The organism is Leclercia sp. TB492, assembly GCF_049974505.2.
Classification (GTDB): domain Bacteria; phylum Pseudomonadota; class Gammaproteobacteria; order Enterobacterales; family Enterobacteriaceae; genus Enterobacter; species Enterobacter adecarboxylatus_C.
In genome coordinates, this window is sequence record NZ_CM127572.1 from 2,823,345 (window position 1) to 2,839,813 (window position 16,469).

The 16,469-nt window shown below is 56.1% G+C and carries 17 protein-coding genes; 8 read left to right on the forward strand and 9 right to left on the reverse strand.

The window, feature by feature from the left end:
* Positions 1-7: 7 nt before the first annotated feature.
* Both ACP4QI_RS13365 and mgrB read right to left on the reverse strand, forming a co-directional pair.
* Positions 8-298 carry a YebO family protein gene (locus ACP4QI_RS13365; RefSeq protein WP_156264038.1) on the reverse strand — a complete coding sequence of 97 codons (291 nt, stop codon included), beginning with the start codon at positions 296-298 and terminating at the stop codon, positions 8-10.
* Positions 299-371: 73 nt separating this feature from the next.
* A complete protein-coding gene (mgrB, locus tag ACP4QI_RS13370) occupies positions 372-515 on the reverse strand; it encodes a PhoP/PhoQ regulator MgrB (protein WP_103180034.1) in 144 nt (47 codons plus the stop codon).
* 159 nt (positions 516-674) lie between these two features.
* Between mgrB and ACP4QI_RS13375 the strand changes: the two genes are divergently transcribed.
* Positions 675-914: a YobH family protein gene (locus tag ACP4QI_RS13375; RefSeq protein ID WP_142489943.1), complete on the forward strand. Its 240-nt coding sequence runs from the start codon at positions 675-677 to the stop codon at positions 912-914.
* Positions 915-968: 54 nt separating this feature from the next.
* On the opposite strand, the gene kdgR is transcribed toward ACP4QI_RS13375, so the two are convergent.
* Entirely contained in the window at positions 969-1,760 is a 792-nt protein-coding gene (kdgR, locus tag ACP4QI_RS13380; RefSeq protein WP_106993296.1) for a DNA-binding transcriptional regulator KdgR, read from the reverse strand.
* 178 nt (positions 1,761-1,938) lie between these two features.
* Here kdgR and ACP4QI_RS13385 point away from each other — a divergent pair, with 178 nt between their 5' ends.
* Positions 1,939-3,312, forward strand: coding sequence for an MFS transporter (locus tag ACP4QI_RS13385; protein WP_307762032.1), 1,374 nt, complete (start codon positions 1,939-1,941; stop codon positions 3,310-3,312).
* A gap of 47 nt (positions 3,313-3,359) precedes the next feature.
* Here ACP4QI_RS13385 and htpX read toward each other — a convergent pair whose 3' ends face one another.
* From htpX to ACP4QI_RS13405, 4 genes are all read right to left on the reverse strand, one after another.
* A complete protein-coding gene (gene htpX, locus ACP4QI_RS13390) occupies positions 3,360-4,241 on the reverse strand; it encodes a protease HtpX (protein WP_142489945.1) in 882 nt (293 codons plus the stop codon).
* 195 nt (positions 4,242-4,436) lie between these two features.
* Positions 4,437-6,485 carry a carboxy terminal-processing peptidase gene (prc, locus tag ACP4QI_RS13395; RefSeq protein WP_426495325.1) on the reverse strand — a complete coding sequence of 683 codons (2,049 nt, stop codon included), beginning with the start codon at positions 6,483-6,485 and terminating at the stop codon, positions 4,437-4,439.
* 19 nt (positions 6,486-6,504) lie between these two features.
* On the reverse strand, positions 6,505-7,191 hold the full coding sequence (gene proQ, locus ACP4QI_RS13400) for an RNA chaperone ProQ (protein WP_142489947.1): 687 nt from the start codon (positions 7,189-7,191) through the stop codon (positions 6,505-6,507).
* Positions 7,192-7,288: 97 nt separating this feature from the next.
* Positions 7,289-7,786, reverse strand: a complete 498-nt coding sequence (locus ACP4QI_RS13405; RefSeq protein WP_142489948.1) for a GAF domain-containing protein — start codon at positions 7,784-7,786, stop codon at positions 7,289-7,291.
* Positions 7,787-7,917: 131 nt separating this feature from the next.
* Here ACP4QI_RS13405 and yebS point away from each other — a divergent pair, with 131 nt between their 5' ends.
* From yebS to ACP4QI_RS13430, 5 genes are all read left to right on the forward strand, one after another.
* A complete protein-coding gene (gene yebS, locus ACP4QI_RS13410) occupies positions 7,918-9,201 on the forward strand; it encodes a membrane integrity lipid transport subunit YebS (protein WP_426495324.1) in 1,284 nt (427 codons plus the stop codon).
* Positions 9,170-11,803, forward strand: a complete 2,634-nt coding sequence (locus ACP4QI_RS13415) for a PqiB family protein (RefSeq protein WP_142489950.1) — start codon at positions 9,170-9,172, stop codon at positions 11,801-11,803. Before yebS ends, ACP4QI_RS13415 begins: the two co-directional genes overlap by 32 nt.
* A 77-nt stretch (positions 11,804-11,880) precedes the next feature.
* A complete protein-coding gene (rsmF, locus tag ACP4QI_RS13420) occupies positions 11,881-13,323 on the forward strand; it encodes a 16S rRNA (cytosine(1407)-C(5))-methyltransferase RsmF (RefSeq protein WP_426495323.1) in 1,443 nt (480 codons plus the stop codon).
* 104 nt (positions 13,324-13,427) lie between these two features.
* On the forward strand, positions 13,428-13,667 hold the full coding sequence (locus ACP4QI_RS13425; RefSeq protein ID WP_032611546.1) for a YebV family protein: 240 nt from the start codon (positions 13,428-13,430) through the stop codon (positions 13,665-13,667).
* 104 nt (positions 13,668-13,771) lie between these two features.
* Complete coding sequence (locus tag ACP4QI_RS13430; protein ID WP_142489952.1) at positions 13,772-13,963, forward strand: YdfD/YebW family protein; 192 nt, start codon at positions 13,772-13,774, stop codon at positions 13,961-13,963.
* Here the strand turns inward: ACP4QI_RS13430 and pphA are convergent, their stop codons facing one another.
* Positions 13,964-14,605: a protein-serine/threonine phosphatase gene (gene pphA, locus ACP4QI_RS13435; protein WP_156264043.1), complete on the reverse strand. Its 642-nt coding sequence runs from the start codon at positions 14,603-14,605 to the stop codon at positions 13,964-13,966.
* A 178-nt stretch (positions 14,606-14,783) separates the two neighbouring features.
* On the opposite strand from pphA, the gene ACP4QI_RS13440 reads away from it, so the two are divergent.
* Positions 14,784-15,731 carry a VirK/YbjX family protein gene (locus ACP4QI_RS13440; protein ID WP_426495322.1) on the forward strand — a complete coding sequence of 316 codons (948 nt, stop codon included), beginning with the start codon at positions 14,784-14,786 and terminating at the stop codon, positions 15,729-15,731.
* A gap of 399 nt (positions 15,732-16,130) precedes the next feature.
* On the opposite strand, the gene ACP4QI_RS13445 is transcribed toward ACP4QI_RS13440, so the two are convergent.
* A complete protein-coding gene (locus ACP4QI_RS13445) occupies positions 16,131-16,469 on the reverse strand; it encodes a YebY family protein (RefSeq protein WP_142489955.1) in 339 nt (112 codons plus the stop codon).

Sequence of the window (16,469 nt, forward strand, 5' to 3'; positions counted from 1 at the left end):
TGACTGGTTAGCGTTCGGCTACCAGACGAATAAAGTCATCGTCCTGGCTGTTAGCCGTCTCTTCTGCCGCTTTTGGTGCTACTTTCTCTTCCGGTTCATTGGCTTCGCACAGGCGGCGCAGCAGCGCGTTCTGGCGTTTTTGCAAATCAACTAATGTTTCCAGCAGCTCGATTTGCTCATTGGTACGGGAGCTTGCTCGGTTGACGAAAAACCACAGCACCAGACCCACGATCAGCAATATTCCCGAAATCGCCAGAGATGCCACACTAAGCATCCCGGAATTCACTAACTCACCCATTTCACCCCCCAATAAAAACGCTCATTCTAGCACTCGCGTTACGGAAGGAAATCATTTGCGATAAAAATGCCTGTTACCAGGGGATAAACTTATTGATAGAACAAATACCGCTAAAAAACTGTACATCCTGGTCACACATCACATTGATAGTCTGCGTCCAGAGCAACACACAGGCCACCAGTACCAGCACCAGAATTACCCAGCGTATTTTTTTCACTCCACTCTCCGTCCCATAACTGCCTGATGCCAGGTTATCATGCGCAACTTAAACCATGCCTAACTGTAACGTGAAGACGAGCTTTTCGGAATCATAGGCTTGTTCACGCGACTTTATCGGTTACGCTAGACGGCAGTCATTAAAAAAAATGAGGCAATAATGCGCTTTTTTATTCGCACACTGATTGTTATAGCACTGGTCTGGACAGGTTTACTGCTCGCAGGCTACGGCGTGCTGACGGGCAGTAAAGAGAACGCTGGCGGACTGGGTATTCAGTGTCAGTACCTCACCGCACGCGGCTTCAGCACGGCGCAGTATATTCATTCTGACAGCGGAATTATTGGACTCTCCCGCTGCCCGCTGCTGCGAAAGAGCGAGACAGTAGTCGATAACGGCTGATCCCATCCATAAAAAACGCTGCCATCAGGCAGCGTTTTTTTATGCAGGAACAACTCAGAACGGATAGTCGTTATAACCCATCTGCTCAGAGATCTTCCGCGCCGCCGTGTGCAGCATTTCCACGTATTCGTGCAGATGCTCTTCAGAGAAACGCAGCGTCGGGAAGGAGATACTCAGGCCTGCAATCACCACGCCGAAGCGATCAAATACCGGTACGCCGATGCAGCGCAAGCCCTCTTCCTGCTCCTGGTTATCTTCGCCATAACCCTGCTCACGCACCTTATCCAGCACCGCTAACAGTTCATCGGTGGTGGTGATGGTACGTTCAGTGCTGCGTTTGTACTCGACGTTCTCGAGGATCTGCTTCACTTCTTCACGGTCGCGCCACGCCAGAAGGACTTTACCGATGGCGGTACTGTACAGCGGGTTGCGGCGGCCAATGCGTGAATACATGCGCAGGTTATACATGGAGTCGATCTTATGGATGTAGACAATGCTGTCTTCATCCAGCGCACCCAGGTGCACCGTCTCTTTCGTCAGACGAGAGAGTTCACGCATCTGAATATCCGCGCTACGGATCAGATCGACATTCTGCAGCGCGCGTGCGCCCAGTTCGAATAACTTCAGAGTCAGGGAGTACTTTTCAGACTCGCCTTCCTGTGCAACATAACCCAGTGATTTCATGGTCTGCAAAAAGCGGTAAACGGTGCTTTTTGACATCATCACACGCTGGGACAGCTCAGTAATACCAATTTCGCGCTCTTCGCCAAGCGCCTGCAGGATGCCGAACACCTTTAACACAGAAGAAACAGAATCTGGCTGTTTATCCAAATCCGCGATTGCCATTAATCACCTCAACGCAAGTGTTTTATAAAATTTAGAACCGGTTTTTATTATAAATTCGCGACCGCATTGCTGCAATCAATCCTGGCTAACCTGGTTACAAATCTGCGACATATAACCGAAATAACAGTGATAATATCGTTACCCTGTTAATAATAACCTGTATTGCTCATTCATTCTCATGACAAAAATCCTCACAGATGGCCTGCCGTTACCGCAGCGCTATGGTGCCATTGCGACCATTATTATCGGTATTTCCATGGCGGTGCTGGATGGTGCCATCGCCAACGTTGCCCTGCCGACCATCGCCAGCGACCTGAATGCCTCGCCTGCCAGTTCGATCTGGATCGTCAACGCCTACCAGATAGCGATTGTCATCTCGCTACTCTCGTTCTCTTTCCTCGGAGACATGTTTGGCTACCGCCGGGTCTATCAGTGCGGACTGGTGGTTTTTACCCTGACCTCCCTGTTCTGCGCCCTTTCAGACACATTGCACACCCTGACGCTGGCGCGCATCGTTCAGGGGTTTGGCGGCGCGGCGCTGATGAGCGTCAATACCGCGCTGATTCGTCTTATCTACCCGCAGCGGCATCTGGGACGAGGGATGGGCATTAACTCCTTTATTGTCGCCGTCTCCTCGGCGGCAGGCCCGACAATTGCGGCGGCGATCCTCTCGGTAGCCTCCTGGCAGTGGCTGTTCCTGATCAATGTCCCGCTGGGGATCGTGGCGCTGCTGTTCGCCCTGCGCTACTTGCCCGCCAACGGCCCGAAAAGCAGTATGCCTAAATTCGATCTGCCGAGCGCGGTGATGAACGCCCTCACCTTTGGCCTGCTGATCACCGCCCTCAGCGGTTTCGCCCAGGGACAGTCGCTGACGTTAATTGCCGGCGAAGTTGTGGCGCTGCTGGTAGTCGGCTTCTTCTTCGTGCGGCGTCAGCTGGCCCTGCCGGTACCATTACTGCCGGTGGATCTGCTGCGTATTCCGCTCTTTTCACTCTCTATCGGTACGTCAATATGCTCCTTCTGCGCGCAGATGCTGGCCCTGGTTTCTCTGCCCTTCTTCCTGCAGAGCGTGATTGGTCGCTCGGAAGTAGAAACGGGTCTGCTGTTAACCCCATGGCCGCTGGCCACGATGGTGATGGCGCCGCTGGCAGGCTATCTGATTGAACGGGTGCATGCGGGCTTACTGGGGGCGCTGGGGCTGGTGATAATGGCGGTCGGTCTTTTCGCCCTCGCCCTGCTGCCGGCGGCACCGCACGATCTGGATATTATCTGGCGGATGATGCTGTGCGGGGCGGGCTTTGGTCTGTTCCAGTCGCCAAATAACCATACCATTATTACCGCCGCCCCTCGCCATCGCAGCGGCGGCGCCAGCGGCATGCTGGGTACCGCCCGCCTGCTGGGACAAAGTACCGGGGCGGCGCTGGTGGCCTTGATGTTTAACCTGGCCGGGCAAAGCGGGACCCATCTGGCGCTGCTGACCGCCGGCACGCTGGCCACCGTCGCGGCCATTATCAGCGGGCTAAGGGTGACGCAGCCACGTTCGCAGGCATAAAAAAAGCGCGTCCGGGGACGCGCTTTTTTATTTCCGACCCGAAACCGTTATTTCAGGTACTCGCCGCTACGCAGCGCTTCGATACGCTTGTCCAGCGGCGGGTGGGACATGAACAGTTCGCTCAGCGATTTCGATTTACCGTTGATGCAGAACGCCATCATGCTGGAAGCTTCCTGCGGCTCGTAGCTGGTCTTCAGACGCTGCAGCGCGGCAATCATCTTCTCGCGACCTACCAGTTTGGCTGAGCCGGCATCCGCATGGAACTCACGGTGACGGGAGAACCACATGGTGATAATGCTCGCCAGGATACCAAACACCAGTTCCAGCACCATTGAGACCGCAAAGTAAATCAGCGGGTTGCCGTTACTCGCCTCGCCTTCCTCCCGATCGCCGCCCATAAAGCCTGCGGCAATCTGCGCGATAATACGCGAGATAAAGATAACAAAGGTGTTCACTACACCCTGAACCAGGGTCATGGTCACCATATCGCCGTTGGCAATGTGGCTGATCTCATGGGCGATAACCGCCTCGGCTTCGTCACGGCTCATGTTCTGCAACAGGCCGGTACTGACCGCAACCAGAGACGCGTCGCGACGCGCGCCGGTGGCGAAGGCGTTGATGTCCGGCGCGTGATAGATCGCGACCTGCGGCATAGCAATACCCGCCTGGCGGGCCTGGTTGGCAACGGTGGTCATCAACCACTGTTCCATGTCGTTACGCGGTTGCTCAATAACCTCGCCGCCCACGGACTTGAGCGCCATCCACTTGGACATCAGCAGCGAGACAAAGGAGCCACCGAAACCAAACAGCAGCGCCATGATTAACAAGCCCTGAACGCTACTCGACTGAATTCCTGTCAGGCTGAGCACCAGCCCGAAGACCACCATGACCGCAAGGTTGGTGAGCAGGAAGAGCGCGATTCGCATCATAATATTCTTTTAACCTCAGTTTAACAAAACGCACTATGCGATTACCCACATCGTATGGGTATTCCGCATATTTTCAAGGATTGCAGCGGCGTAAGTCACCAGAAAGACACAACTTTACACAATGAAATGACTGCCTGACGGCTGGATGCGGTTAACAAAAAAACAGGCACAATTTCTTGTGCCTGTCAGGGGAGATTATTTCGCCGGGGCGGGATTCCCGGCAGGATGATCTTTTTCCAGTTGCGCCAGGTCAATGGCGATCTTCACCGTCTCATCAAGATACGGATCGGGCTCCTGGTAATCCTTCGGCAGGTCGTCCAGTTTTTTGAGGAGAGGCTTGCCTTCACGTTTAAAGCGGTCATTGATACGCGCCAGACGTGTTGCATCATCCTCTTCGTTCTCTTTCAGACGCTGAGCGTAGTTCAGAGAGACGGTATTGCGTTTCGCTTTCAGGGCGTTGAAACGGGCAATATCCTTCACGATGTACTGGAACTCAGGATCTTTGGCGATGCGATCGTCGTGCTGCTTCAACAGCGCCGGACCAAACTGAGTCATATCGCCCGACTTCACGTAGGTAGCAGCGTTAACGCTATCCCACGGCAGCGCGTTATCTTCGAACTTCTCGCCGGTTTCCGTCTCTTCAGTGCCAGTCGGCATGATGATATCCGGGGTCACGCCTTTACGCTGGGTACTGCCGCCATTCACGCGATAGAACTTCTGAATGGTGTACTGTACCGAGCCCAGCGCCGGCCATTCCGGACGCAGCATCTGATCGTAAATGCGGTTCAGGGAACGATACTGCTGCACCGTGCCTTTCCCGAAGGTCGGTTCGCCAACAATCAGTGCGCGGCTGTAGTCCTGCATTGCAGCGGCAAAGATCTCCGATGCCGACGCACTGAAGCGATCGACCAGCACCACCAGCGGGCCTTTATAGTAAACAACGCCATCGGTATCGGCATCTTCACGCACTTTACCGTTGTTGTCGCGTACCTGTACCACCGGGCCGGACGGGATAAACAGACCCGAAAGCGAAACCGCTTCGGTCAGGGCGCCGCCGCCGTTGGTACGCAGATCGATAATGACGCTCTTAACGTTTTGTTTTTCAAGCTTCTGCAGCTGAACCTTGACGTCGTCCGTCAGGCCCACATAGAAGCCAGGAATATCGAGCACGCCGACTTTGTCTTTACCCACGGTTTTTACCGACATCTTCACCGCGCGATCTTCCAGACGGATACGCTCGCGGGTCAGGGTAACGATACGGGTCTTGGTGCCTTTACCGGCAGGCAGGATTTCCAGACGGACCTTGCTGCCTTTTGGCCCTTTGATCAGAGCAACGACATCATCCAGACGCCAGCCGATCACATCGACCATGTTCTGGCCAACCTGGCCGACACCCACAATGCGATCGCCTACGCTAATCGCCTTGCTTTTGGCAGCCGGGCCCCCGGCAACCATGGAGTTGATGACGGTGTAATCGTCGTCCATCTGCAGCACCGCACCGATCCCTTCAAGGGAGAGGCTCATTTCGGTGTTGAACTGCTCGGTGTTGCGCGGAGAGAGATAGTTGGTGTGTGGATCGATTTCGTGCGCGAAGGCGGTCATCGCCAGCGAGAACACATCTTCACTGTTGGTCTGCGCCAGGCGACGAATGGCAAATTTGTAGCGGCGGGTCAGCGTTTCGCGGATCTCTTTCTCATCTTTACCGGTGAGTTTGAGGCTCAGCTCGTCGTACTTCACTTTGCTGTCCCACAGGGCATTCAGCTCGGCTTCATCTTTCGGCCACGGCGACTTACTGCGGTCAAGATTAAAGGTGTCGTTACCCGTGAAGTCCATCGGACGTTCAAGCACCTTAAGCGCGTACTGATAGCGCTCGAAACGGCGTTTCTGCGACAGGTTATACAGATCGTAGAACAGGTCCAGCTTGCCGCTGCGTAACTCGTCACCCACCTCAGACTGCTTTTTGGCAAACTGTTCGACATCGCTGGCCAGCAGGACGTTGTGACTGTAGTCCAGCAGGTTCAGATAGCGGTCGAAAATTTTTGTCGAAAAGGCCTGGTCAAGGTCGAACTGACGATAGTGCGAACGGGTGAAGCGCGAGGTAACGCGCTCACTGACCGTTGCGTGCTGGGTCTCTTCCTTCAAAATCGGAATTTGATCGACACGCGTAATCTCGTCCACAGCGAAGGCGTGGCCTGTTATCGCAAACAGGCCAGCCAGCGCGGTGAGCTTAAAAAATGTGTTCATGCCGGGCTTGGCCTCCGTTTTAGAACAACAAGTGTTCTGCGCGTACAATCATTGACAGACCAGAAGTCAGCTGTACACGAACGCCATCTTTGGTGATTTCCAGTACGGTGGCATCCATAGCATTGTTACCCGCTTTCACCTTCAGAGACTGACCAACGCTCAGGACGCTAATGTCAGAAACCGGAGTGTGGCGCGGCTCTTCACGAGGCGCACGCGGGGCTTTTGCCGCCGGTTGCTCAGCACGTGGCTTACGCTCGGTGTTCTCTTTGCGACGCGGTGCAGGACGTGGCTTGCGTTCACGGCGAGGGGCTTCTTCCTGGCCATTGGCCGCGGCAGCTTCGCGCTTCTTCGCCTGCTGTTCAGCACGCTGAGCCTGAACTCGCGCTTTGGCTTCTTCGAGCTGCTTACGGGCGTGCTCAACGTGCTGCTCATCCAGCACACCGCAAGGGTTGCCGTCGAGATCCACACGCGTTGCGCCCGCTTTGATACCGTACAGGTAACGCCAGCTCGAAGTATAAAGACGTAAGGCGGAGCGGAGTTGGGTTTTGCTGAGGTTCATCTCACCTTCAACACGCTCTACCAGATCCTGAAAAATACCAATTTTCAGGGGACGAGCTTCGCCTTCGGCACTAAAACATTGAGGAAAACGTTCGGCCAAAAACGCGATAACTTCTTTACTGCTATTCAACTTAGGTTGATTTTCCATGAAATTTCCTGATTACAACGGACGTTGCCGACAAGCCGCAGGCATGAACAGGCGTCATTATAATGACGCCATCGGTAAATGCTACGTTATCCGTTGATTATCCTGCGACGCTCGCAAAGAATTTATGATAATCGGTCGCGGCGAGGACGTTTTCAAGGTTCGCCACCAGCTCGCGCAGCCCCTGCTCATCCTCGTGGGTAAAGCGGTTGAAGACCGTGCTGTCGATATCCAGTACACCAATAATCTGATTATTCACTTTCAGAGGAAGTACGATTTCAGCATTGCTGGCGCTGTCGCAGGCGATATGCCCGTCGAACGCGTGGACATCATCAACACGCTGCACCTGGTCCTGCGCCACCGCGGTACCACACACGCCGCGCCCGACCGGAATACGTACGCAGGCCAGTTTGCCCTGGAAGGGTCCCAGCACCAGCGTCTCGCCTTCCAGCAGATAGAAACCGGCCCAGTTCACATCAGACAGACGTTCGAAAAGCAACGCGCTGGTATTCGCCAGCGTGGCTAAAAAACTGGTTTCACCTGCCATCAATGCCTGAAAGTCACGGTTCAAATCCGCGTAGAATTCTGTTTTGTTCATTATTCAATCACTTGGTTGTCTTACAAAATTACAGCATAGCCTATTAAAATACGCATTATTTACGTTCATGCTCAAGATGAATCCATTCATGAGTTAAGATAACTATTAACTATCCTTTTTTAGCGCGACCGATGGCTCTTAAAACACCGAAAATAACACCGGCGAAAAAGATTACTGTGCATGCGGTTGGCGATGCGCTGCCCCGTGCACATTATCAGCGTTGTCCGCAATGCGATACGCTTTTTACGTTGCCAAAGATGAAATCATACCAAAGTGCTTTCTGCCCGCGCTGCAACGCAAAAATCCGCGATGGCCGCGACTGGTCCCTGACGCGACTGGCCGCGATGGCCGTCACCATGTTGCTGCTGATGCCCTTTGCCTGGAGCGAACCGCTGCTCAGTTTACACCTGCTGGGTGTGCGTATTGACGCCAACCTGCTGGAGGGGATCTGGCAGATGACACGCCAGGGCGATCCCCTCACCGCCTCGATGGTACTGTTCTGCACCGTCGGCGCGCCGGTAGTGCTGGTGGCCGCCATCGCCTACCTGTGGTTTGGCAATATTCTGGGGATGAACCTGCGCCCGGTGCTTCTGATGCTCGAGAGGCTTAAGGAGTGGGTGATGCTGGATATCTACCTGGTGGGGATCGTCGTGGCGTCAATCAAGGTGCAGGATTACGCCTGGCTGCAGCCCGGCAGTGGTCTGTTCGCCTTTATCGCGCTGGTGATCCTCAGCATTCTCACAATGATCCACCTGAACGTGGAGCAGCTCTGGGAGCGGTTTTACCCCCAGCGCCCTGCCACCCGCTACCACACCGATTTGCGGGTCTGTCTGGGCTGTCACTATACCGGGCTACCCGACGCGCGCGGTCGCTGCCCGCGCTGCCATATTCCGCTGCGCCTGCGCCGCCATAACAGTCTGCAAAAATGCTGGGCGGCGCTGATCGCCTCGCTAATACTGCTGTTACCGGCTAACCTGCTGCCCATCTCGGTGATTTACGTCAACGGTGCACGCCAGGAAGATACCATTATGTCGGGCATCGTCTCGCTGGCGCAGAGCAACATCGCCGTCGCGGCCGTGGTGTTCATCGCCAGTATTCTTGTGCCCTTTACCAAAGTCGTGGTGATGTTTACCCTGCTCGTCAGCATTCATTTTAAATGTGAACAGGGGCTAAGAACCCGCATACTGCTGTTGCGTTTCGTTACCTGGATTGGCCGCTGGTCAATGCTGGATCTGTTTGTTATTTCGTTGATGATGTCGCTGATCAATCGCGATCAGCTCCTTGCTTTTACTATGGGACCCGCGGCGCTCTATTTCGGTACTGCGGTGATATTGACTATTCTTGCAGTGGAATGGCTGGATAGCCGCTTACTTTGGGATGCACATGAGTCAGGAAACGCCAGCTTCGCCGACTGAAGCGCGAGTTAAAACAAAACGTCGTATTTCGCCTTTCTGGTTACTGCCGGTTATCGCTCTGATGATCGCCGGCTGGTTAATCTGGACCAGTTATGAAGATCGCGGCAATACCATTACCATTGATTTCCAGAGCGCCGACGGTATCGTTGCGGGCCGTACGCCCGTGCGTTTCCAGGGGGTTGAGGTGGGCACCGTCCAGGATATTTCTCTGGACAAGAACCTGAATAAAATTGAGGTTCGCGCCAGCATCAAGTCCGATATGAAAGACGCCCTGCGGGAAGAGACGCAGTTCTGGCTGGTGACGCCAAAAGCCTCGCTGGCGGGCGTTTCCGGGCTGGATGCGCTGGTCGGCGGCAACTACATCGGCATGATGCCGGGCAAAGGGGAGCCAAAGGATCACTTTACCGCCCTGGATACGCAGCCGAAGTACCGGCTCAACAACGGCGATCTGATGATTCATCTCCACGCCCCGGATCTGGGCTCACTGAACAGCGGGTCGCTGGTCTATTTCCGCAAGATCCCCGTGGGCCGGGTCTACGACTACGCCATCACCCCCAATAAGCAGGGGGTGACCATCGACGTGCTGATTGAACGACGCTTCACCTCGCTGGTGAAAAAAGGGAGCCGCTTCTGGAACGTCTCTGGCGTCGATGCCGACCTGAGCCTGAGCGGGGCCAAAGTGAAGCTGGAAAGCCTCGCGGCGCTGGTGAATGGTGCCATCGCCTTCGATTCGCCGGAAGGCTCCGAGCCCGCCACACAGGAAGATGATTTCGGCCTGTACAAAGATCTGGCCCACAGCCAGCGCGGCGTGATCGTCAAGCTCACCCTCCCCTCTGCGGATGGCCTCAAGGCCGACTCCACGCCGCTGATGTATCAGGGGCTACAGGTAGGTCAGCTCACCAAAATGACGCTGAATCCTGGCGGCCTGGTGACCGGTGAGATGACCGTTGATCCCAGCGTGGTCGATCTGCTGCGGGAAAAAACGCGTATCGAAATGCGCAGCCCTAAGCTGTCCCTCAGCAACCCCAGCGTCAGCAGCCTGCTCACCGGCAGTACCTTTGAGCTGATCCCCGGCGGCGGCGAACCGGTCAACCAGTTTACTATCGCCCCTGCCGATAAGGCGCTGTTACAAAAACCAGGTGTCCTGACCGTAAGCCTTAGCGCGCCGGAAAGCTACGGTATCGACGCCGGTCAGCCGCTGATTCTGCACGGCGTGCAGATTGGTCAGGTGCTTGAGCGGTCGTTAACCAGCAAAGGGGTTACCTTTGAGGTGGCGATCGATCCGCAGTACCGCGAGCTGGTGCATGGCGACAGCAAATTCGTGGTCAACAGCCGGGTGGATGTCAAAGTCGGGCTCGACGGGGTCGAGTTCCTGGCGGCCAGCGCCAGCGAGTGGATCAGCGGCGGGATCCGTATCCTGCCGGGTGAGAAAGGCGCCATGCGCGACAGCTACCCGCTGTATGCCAACCTGGACAAAGCCCTCGAAAACAGCCTGAGCGATCTGCCGACCACCACCCTCACGCTGGTAGCCGACACCCTGCCGGACGTGCAGGCGGGCTCGGTGGTGCTGTATCGCAAATTCGAAGTGGGTGAGGTGATCCTCGTGCGCCCGCGCGCAAATGCCTTTGATATCGAACTGCATATCAAACCGGAGTACCGCAAACTGCTGACCAGCAACAGCGTGTTCTGGGCCGAAGGCGGGGCCAAGGTGCAGCTTAACGGCAGCGGTCTGACGGTGCAGGCCTCCCCACTCTCCCGTGCCCTGCGTGGCGCCATCAGCTTTGACAACCTTAGCGGCGCCAGCGCCAGCCAGCGTAAGGGTGACAAGCGGATCCTCTATCCGTCTGAAACTGCCGCCCGCGCGGTGGGCGGTCAGATCACCCTGCACGCCTTTGATGCCGGCAAGCTCGCGGAAGGGATGCCGGTGCGCTATCTGGGGATTGATATTGGTCAGGTCCAGAGCCTGAAGCTGATTACCGCCCGCAATGAAGTGCAGGCCACGGCGGTGCTGTATCCGGAATATGTCGATAACTTCGCCCGCGCCGGAACGCGTTTCTCGGTGATCACACCGCAGATTTCCGCCGCGGGGGTGGAGCATCTGGATACTATCCTCCAGCCCTATATCAACGTCGAGCCCGGACAGGGCAAACCGCGCCGCGATTTTGAGTTGCAGGAAGCGACCATCACCGACTCACGCTATCTCGATGGCCTGAGCATTGTGGTGGAAGTGCCGGATGCGGCATCGCTCGATATCGGTACGCCGGTGCTGTTCCGCGGAATGGAAGTGGGCACGGTCACTGGCCTGACGTTGGGGACGCTTTCCGACAGGGTGATGGTGGCCCTGCGCATCAGCGATCGTTATCAGCATCTGGTGCGGAACAACTCGGTCTTCTGGCTGGCCTCCGGCTACTCGCTCGATTTCGGTCTGACCGGCGGGGTAGTGAAAACCGGGACCTTTAATCAGTTTATCCGTGGGGGGATCGCCTTCGCGACGCCACCGGGCACGCCGCTGGCACCGAAATCCCAGCCCGGCAAGCACTTCCTGTTGCAGGAGAGCGAGCCGAAAGAGTGGCGCACCTGGGGAACCGCCCTGCCACGTTAATGCCTGCGCTCCGGTGTCAACCCACCGGAGCCTTTGTGGTACACTGCGCGCCTCTTTTTACTCCCTGTGGTGCGCTCGTGTCTCAACGTCCCGTCTATCTGCCAGATGAATTTCTGGCGCAAATGCGCCAGGCTCTGCCTGACTCTCTCGCTCTCGATGCGTTTATCGCCGCCTGCCAGCGCCCGCTGCGCCGCAGCCTGCGCGTCAATACCCTGAAAATCAGCGTGGCGGATTTCCTCACCCTGGTCGCGCCGTACGGCTGGCAACTGACGCCGGTTCCGTGGTGCGAAGAGGGATTCTGGATCGAACGTGACGACGAGGAAGCCCTGCCGCTGGGCAGTACCGCCGAGCACCTGAGCGGGCTGTTTTACATTCAGGAAGCCAGCTCCATGCTGCCGGTTGCCGCACTCTTTGCTAACGACAATACGCCATCCCGCGTGATGGACGTGGCGGCAGCCCCGGGCTCCAAAACTACCCAAATCGCCGCGCGGATGAATAATCAGGGGGCGATCCTCGCCAATGAGTTTTCCGCCAGCCGCGTTAAGGTGCTGCATGCCAATATTAGCCGCTGCGGGATCAGCAACGTGGCGTTAACCCATTTTGATGGCCGCGTGTTTGGCGCTGCGCTACCGGAAGCCTTTGATGCGATCCTGCTGGACGCCCCCTGCTCCGGCGAAGGGGTGGTGCGCAAAGATCCCGATGCGCTGAAGAACTGGTCCGTGGCCAGCAATCTGGAGATCGCCGCCACCCAGCGCGAGCTGATCGACAGCGCCTTCCATGCCCTGCGTCCTGGCGGCACCCTTGTGTACTCCACCTGCACCCTCAACCGCGACGAGAACGAGACGGTCTGCCTGTGGTTAAAAGAGCAGTATCCCGACGCCGTGGAGTTTCTGCCGCTGAACGACCTGTTCGCCAGCGCCAGTGAATGCGTCACGCCGGAGGGCTTCCTGCACGTCTTCCCGCACATCTACGACTGCGAAGGCTTCTTCGTGGCGCGGCTGCGCAAAACGGCCGCTGTCGCCCCGCTGCCAGCCCCTAAATTCAAGGTCGGCAATTTCCCGTTTACGCCGCTAAAAACTCGTGAAGCCGCGCAGATCGCCGCTGCGGCAAACCAGGCCGGTCTGCACTGGGGCGACAACCTGCGCCTGTGGCAGCGCGACAAAGAGGTGTGGTTATTCCCGACGGAGATTGAGCCGCTGATCGGTAAAGTGCGTTTCTCCCGTCTCGGCATCCGCCTGGCCGAAACCCACAACAAAGGTTACCGCTGGCAGCATGAAGCGGTGATCGCCCTGGCCAGTCAGGACAACGCCTTTGCCTTAACCCAGCAGGAAGCGGAAGAGTGGTATCGCGGCCGCGACGTCTGGCCGCAGGCGACCCCTGCCGGAGATGATGCGGTGGTGACATACCAAGGCTTCCCCATCGGTCTGGCGAAAAAAGTGGGCTCACGTCTGAAGAATAGCTACCCGCGCGAGCTGGTTCGCGATGGTCGTTTGTTTACCGGTAACGGTGACGCGGGCTAAAAAAAGGCACTTTTTTACTGGCGCTTTTGCTCTCCATTGACCAGGCTGAAAAGTGGGCGACTATACTGGTCGTACCAGACCACAGCGAGATTCTGGAGAGCATTATGACGAAAACCAATGTGCGCATTGGCGCATTCGAAATCGATGATGCCGAGTTAAACGGCGATACGCAGGGCGAACGAACGTTAACCATCCCCTGCAAGTCTGACCCTGACCTGTGCATGCAGCTCGATGCCTGGGATGCAGATACCAGCGTCCCGGCACTCCTCGATGGCGAACACTCCGTACTATACCGTGAGCATTACGATCAAGGTTCCGATGCCTGGATCATGCGCCTTGCATGATTTGGAGAGAACCCGCCCGCAGGCGGGTTATTTGTCAGCGTATTTTCCCCTTCCCTGAATCATCCCCTACAATATTAATACGATAGTGAATGCTAAGGGGCATGATGTACGCACTGGTTCTGTTTATCTGTTATCTGGACGCGGGTTGCGAAGACCTGGTCGTGGACGTTTATCGCACCGAACTGCAGTGCGAGGCTTCGATGGACGATCAGCGGATCCGTCACGGCGGCTGCTATCCGGTCGAAGACTTTATCGACGGCTTCTGGCGTCCGGCTCAGGAGTATGCCGACCTCTAATCACTGTAGCTGCGCCAGAGTCAACGACCCGCCAAACACCGCCCCGGTATCGATATAGTGCAGGTTCTGGCAATCAAACCGCTGACTTAGCGGCGTATGGCCAAACCAGAAGTGATCGGCCCCGGCGATCCCCTCCTCATGACCGTTCATTAGAGCCCGCAGGCGATCCCTGTCCCACAGAATGCGCTGCTTCGCGACCGGTTTATCCCATTCATACTGCGATGACGGGTAATCGGCATGGGCAATCACGTTCACGCCGTTGGCGCAGGTGATTTCGATAATCCACGGCAGCGTTTCGCAGCGCCTGAACAGGTCGAGAGCCTGCTGCTGGTCGCCCTTTAATTCGGCAAACCAGACGCCGCCGTTCATCAACCACAGCCCGAAGCTCTTATTATGCAGGGCATCCAGCGCCATCTGCTCATGATTGCCGCGCACCGCATAAAACCAGTTTTCATTTAATAACTGCAGGCATTTGACGCTGTCCGGCCCGCGGTCGATAAGATCGCCGACGCAAATAAGTAAATCCTCATACGGATTAAAATGCCGCTGCTTTATTTCATCCATAAGCAGTTGATAACAGCCGTGAAGATCGCTTACCACCCAGACGTGTCGCCAGTTGTGACCATCAAGTTTTAGATACATAGCGCCTCCTCAGGATCAGTATAGCCCCTGCGGAATGGAGCACTGGTGAGGAGAGGAAGGCACCCTGTTTAATAACCTCAATCGTTATTAAACGAAGCGGAAATAAAGGTTTAGCAACGGTTAAATGATTATCCGATGACCTTTAAGATAATTGCAGAATTATAAAGAGGTCTTCATCGTGTCAAATACTATCCTGCCTGCTGAGGTGCCATACGCGCACCGTTCTTCCGTGATTCTCGCCCTGACGAAAGGCGATCTTACGCCCGGGCCGCTGTGGCAAAAACGCGATTACCGGCTGAAATTTTTCCTGCGCACCCTGCTGTTCTGGTCTTCGACCACCCGCATGCTGGAGACGATCGCCCGTCGCGATGATTTCTCAACCTTGCTGAAGGCACAGCCAACGCTGCCGGTGAAAACCCAGCGCCAGTACCTCACCCGCGGGCTGACGGCCGGTGAGCGCGCGGCGGCGATCCTGCACCACTACGCCTGGATTGATGCGCTACCGGATAGTAGCCTGGCGCATCTTTTTACCAGCCCGTCGCCGCTTCCGCTGCTGCAGTTCGCCACCAAAGAGGACGCCTGCTATACGATCTACGCCACTTCCGCGGTGAAGGCCGAGCGCGAGGGCGAAACCACTCTCTGGTTACGCGCCGGGGATAATACCCTGCTGGCAAGTCTGACATTCAGCGTCATCGGAGAGAACGGGCGCAGCGCACTGGTGATTGGCGGCCTGCAGGGGCCACGCCGTGATGTCGGCCGGGAGACGATTAAAAACGCCACACGGGCCTGTTATGGCCTGTTTCCGAAACGTATTCTGCTGGAAGCCGTCTTCAACCTGGCGAAGCAGTCAAATATCAGCGCCATTTACGGCGTCAGCGATGAGGGCCATGTTTTTCGCGCCCTGCGTTACCGTCTGAGCAAAGGGCGCCATCTGCACGCCAGCTACGATGAATTCTGGGCGTCACTGGGCGGTAAGCAGGACAATGCCTTCCGCTGGGCCCTGCCAGCCGGCATGGAACGCAAATCACTGGAGAGCATTGCCAGTAAAAAACGCGCCGAATACCGTCGTCGCTTTCAGCTGCTGGATGAGATTGAGCAGGCCATCCGCGTCCGGTTTTGCCGCTAATATCTGCTTTCATCGGTGACAGGCAAAAATTTAACACAAGCGCTAAAAAGCGCTGGACTTCCGCCGGGCGTAGTGTGGTATGGTTTAAGGAATAACAGAGGATGTTGCCCAACTGTTAAAGTCCGCAACAGGAAAATGCGTTTACTTTCAACAGATAAAAAGAGACCGAATACGATTCCTGTATTCGGTCCAGGGAAATGGCTCTTGGGAGAGAGCCGTGCGCTAAAAGTTGGCATTAATGCAGGCTAAGTCGCCTTGCACTTTAAGAATAGATGACGACGCCAGGTTTTCCAGTCCGCAGCAAAAGTGGCCTGAAAAAAAGCGTTAGCCTGTCCTTAAACACAAAAACCGCAATGCTTCCGAAGAGAAGCCTGCGGTTTTTTTATTGGAAGCGGGAAGCTAGCAGAGCGTATTGGCGCGCTCAATAAACGGCGCCAGACTCATCTTCTGCCCTGGGTTAGCCGGGTCATCAACCTGGATAATAGAAATCGGCTGGCCGTTGCTCTTACCGCTGTCGACCTGCTGCTGCGCCACGTCGTTCAGGGGATACTGCACCAGCGTGCTTGGGTTGATGGCATACAGCGCATGGCCCGGACGGCAGGTCAGCATCACCTCTTCCCGGTTAAACGCCCATTTATCTTTACCCACTTCAAACCGGCTAACAGTGATCACCTGCGGTGCCGCCAGCGCCGTGCCGGAACAGGCCAGCAATAAGAGAGAAAGTACTGTTTTTTTCAT

What these genes read in the sequence shown, in the direction of transcription:
- ACP4QI_RS13365 (WP_156264038.1), bottom strand. Translation starts at nt 298, where the DNA reads ATGGGTGAGTTAGTGAATTCCGGGATGCTTAGTGTGGCATCTCTGGCG.
- ACP4QI_RS13375 (WP_142489943.1), top strand. Translation starts at nt 675, where the DNA reads ATGCGCTTTTTTATTCGCACACTGATTGTTATAGCACTGGTCTGGACA.
- kdgR (WP_106993296.1), bottom strand. Translation starts at nt 1,760, where the DNA reads ATGGCAATCGCGGATTTGGATAAACAGCCAGATTCTGTTTCTTCTGTG.
- ACP4QI_RS13385 (WP_307762032.1), top strand. Translation starts at nt 1,939, where the DNA reads ATGACAAAAATCCTCACAGATGGCCTGCCGTTACCGCAGCGCTATGGT.
- htpX (WP_142489945.1), bottom strand. Translation starts at nt 4,241, where the DNA reads ATGATGCGAATCGCGCTCTTCCTGCTCACCAACCTTGCGGTCATGGTG.
- prc (WP_426495325.1), bottom strand. Translation starts at nt 6,485, where the DNA reads ATGAACACATTTTTTAAGCTCACCGCGCTGGCTGGCCTGTTTGCGATA.
- proQ (WP_142489947.1), bottom strand. Translation starts at nt 7,191, where the DNA reads ATGGAAAATCAACCTAAGTTGAATAGCAGTAAAGAAGTTATCGCGTTT.
- ACP4QI_RS13405 (WP_142489948.1), bottom strand. Translation starts at nt 7,786, where the DNA reads ATGAACAAAACAGAATTCTACGCGGATTTGAACCGTGACTTTCAGGCA.
- yebS (WP_426495324.1), top strand. Translation starts at nt 7,918, where the DNA reads ATGGCTCTTAAAACACCGAAAATAACACCGGCGAAAAAGATTACTGTG.
- ACP4QI_RS13415 (WP_142489950.1), top strand. Translation starts at nt 9,170, where the DNA reads ATGAGTCAGGAAACGCCAGCTTCGCCGACTGAAGCGCGAGTTAAAACA.
- ACP4QI_RS13425 (WP_032611546.1), top strand. Translation starts at nt 13,428, where the DNA reads ATGACGAAAACCAATGTGCGCATTGGCGCATTCGAAATCGATGATGCC.
- ACP4QI_RS13430 (WP_142489952.1), top strand. Translation starts at nt 13,772, where the DNA reads ATGTACGCACTGGTTCTGTTTATCTGTTATCTGGACGCGGGTTGCGAA.
- pphA (WP_156264043.1), bottom strand. Translation starts at nt 14,605, where the DNA reads ATGTATCTAAAACTTGATGGTCACAACTGGCGACACGTCTGGGTGGTA.
- ACP4QI_RS13445 (WP_142489955.1), bottom strand. Translation starts at nt 16,469, where the DNA reads ATGAAAAAAACAGTACTTTCTCTCTTATTGCTGGCCTGTTCCGGCACG.